Below are 2,501 nucleotides of genomic sequence, written 5' to 3' on the forward strand. Positions count from 1 at the left end.
GATCAGAACGGCCTGACGGCGGGCACTGGCAGCACTCTGGCCAACGGCACTGACGTCAACACTGTGCAGTTACCGGTCAAGGATGCCAACGGCAACCCGATTGCCGGGTATGACGTGGTGTTTACTGTGACCGATCCGGATGGCACCACGCGTCAGCAGACAGTGACCACCGATGTCAACGGTATCGCCACTCTGCCGGTGAGCAGCACTAAGTCAGGCAACGTGAAGGTGGAAGCCAATGTGGGCGGCGTCACCAGCAGCACCAACCTGAGCTTCGACGCGGATGTCAGTACGGCACAGATCAACACCACCAACGGGTTGGTGCTTGAAACCGCTGCAACCACGATTGAAACGCAGGTCGATGGCGATACGCCGACCGGGCTTTCTACCCATAATCTGGTCATTACAGTGACGGATAAGAATGGCAACGTGATCACCGGTAAGGCAGGGGCTCTGGCTGTGACCTTCTCCACCACCGGGAGTGCCAAGTTTGTCGGTAACAGCACCGTTTCTATTGATGAAAACGGCCAGGCTAAAATCGGCATCATCGATACGGCACAGGAAACGGTAACGGTCAGCGCCAAGTTGAATGGGCAATCGTCCAACAGCGTACCGGCAAGCTTTAAGAACGTGTTGAAAAGCATTGTCTTAAGCAAGCAGGACATTACGTTGACGAAATATTTCTCTGCCAGTGTGACCGCGCAGGCGAAATATTCGAACGGTTCAACGGTCGATATTACCAAGACGGGTACCTGGAAGAGCAGCAACCCGAAAATCCTGGTTGATGCCTCAGGGAATATTTCATCCACCAGTGAAAACGAGACCGGGACAATTTCTATTACTTCTGACGGTGTGAGTGCGACAGCGAATGTTAGCGTTATCGTTGCTAAGACAAGCGCGATTATCGGTACACAAACGGGTTATACTACGCTGATTTCGAAAGAGAAATATCCAACGCTAACGTTCAATAGTGGGGATGTGATTGATGGGATTTACTCAGGTGGCAAGTTGATTGCCGGAGGCAGCGGTGGCTCAGCGTCTTCTCAAGTACTTGACCTGAACACGGTAAAATCGATTACGGGATACAGTGCTATAGTATCAAGCGTAGATTTTGTGAATAGATTGTTGCAACAGTTGTCATGGAACGATGGAACCGCTCACCAGGTGGGTTCATCAACGGGTACGCAGTATACCGCTACGATCACTGATGAGGTTTACGGGATTATCGTTTATACCAGCGCTACGACGGGTACAGGTTACGTTTCTGGTATGCAGATCATCTATAACTAAGATCTGAGGTTGTGAAGGTAACCGGGTTTGACGATCAATCGTTCAGGCTACGGTTTCTGCTGAAACACCGGTTTTGTATCAACCCCTGTAAAGGGTAATGCCAGTCGGTTAAGGCTGACTGGCTGGTTTCTCAAAGGCCTGGGATCTTTCCCGGGCTTTTTTTTAGGCGTGCCCGATTTTAAAGGGGACTCCTACCCAATTTCGTCATAACACACGAGTTGAAGTTCTTTTTGACATGCAGGTAATTGCCTGCATATAATCACCTCTCGTACAAACACACACCTAAAGACACAACGATGGATGCTGACAAAGTTTTTAAAGCGCTGGGCGACCCCACACGTAGAAAGCTGCTCGATCTGTTGTACGAGAAGAACGGGCAGACACTGGGTGAACTGTGTGAACACCTGAGTATGGCGCGGCAATCGGCTACCCAACACATCGGGATCCTCGAGGCGGCCAACTTGGTGAGTACGGTTCGGCGTGGCAGGGAAAAGTTACATTTCATCAACCCGGTGCCACTGCACGAGGTCTACGAGCGGTGGGTGCGGAAATTCGAAGGGCAGCGGCTCAGCCTGCTGCACGATCTGAAGCAAGAACTTGAAGGAGAGTAGTGATGAACAAAGAGAAGACGAGTTTCGTTTATGTGACATACATCCGCTCGACACCGGAAAAGGTGTTCGAGGCCATCACTAAGCCGGAGATCGCCCGGCGTTACTGGGGCCATGAGAACATTTCCGACTGGAAACCAGGGGCGAACTGGGAACACGTGCGTGCCAACGAACAACGTGCAGTCCAATTGGTCGGTCAGGTGGTCGAAGTCATGCCGCCAACGCGTCTGGTCATCACCTGGGCGAGCGCCTCGCAAGCGACCGATCCGGCGAGCTACAGTCGTGTGTCAGCAACACTGATATAAGACCGGAAAACAGCATGAATTTTGTCCACTCCACCCAACATGGGCTTCTCTTAAGGTTCCTACACCAAACGGAGAAGCCGCATGTTAAGCAGAGGGGACCTTCTCATGATAAAGCAGATGCGTATTCACGGTGCGCATATTATAGACATTGCTCACCATATCGGATGCTCCGAGCGAACGGTTCGACGACATCTCACTGAAAAACCCGTTAACGCTCGACGGCGCGAACCGATGAGAAAACTTCGTCCGTTCATGGACTATGTTGATCTGCGCTTGTGTGAGCATGTCTGGAATACTG

Annotated in this window: 3 protein-coding genes and 1 pseudogene; all 4 read left to right on the top strand. The window is 51.5% G+C overall.

Going from position 1 to position 2,501, the window contains the following annotated elements; all coding sequences use genetic code 11:
• Window positions 1–1,290, top strand: a 1,290-nt coding sequence (locus IV04_RS24095) for an Ig-like domain-containing protein (protein ID WP_037441748.1), incomplete at its 5' end; no start/stop codon positions are given.
• 296 nt (window positions 1,291–1,586) lie between these two features.
• Window positions 1,587–1,901, top strand: coding sequence for a helix-turn-helix transcriptional regulator (locus IV04_RS24100; RefSeq protein ID WP_037393744.1), 315 nt, complete (start codon window positions 1,587–1,589; stop codon window positions 1,899–1,901).
• A gap of 2 nt (window positions 1,902–1,903) precedes the next feature.
• Window positions 1,904–2,203: an SRPBCC domain-containing protein gene (locus IV04_RS24105; RefSeq protein ID WP_081893294.1), complete on the top strand. Its 300-nt coding sequence runs from the start codon at window positions 1,904–1,906 to the stop codon at window positions 2,201–2,203.
• A gap of 81 nt (window positions 2,204–2,284) precedes the next feature.
• Window positions 2,285–2,501: pseudogene (locus IV04_RS26985) on the top strand (IS21 family transposase); the annotation flags it as partial.

It is taken from the genome of Serratia sp. Ag1 (assembly GCF_000743355.1).
Classification (GTDB): domain Bacteria; phylum Pseudomonadota; class Gammaproteobacteria; order Enterobacterales; family Enterobacteriaceae; genus Chania.

Excerpts from the sequence above, each read along its gene's own strand:
- IV04_RS24100 (WP_037393744.1), top strand. The coding sequence starts at position 1,587 with ATGGATGCTGACAAAGTTTTTAAAGCGCTGGGCGACCCCACACGTAGA.
- IV04_RS24105 (WP_081893294.1), top strand. The coding sequence starts at position 1,904 with ATGAACAAAGAGAAGACGAGTTTCGTTTATGTGACATACATCCGCTCG.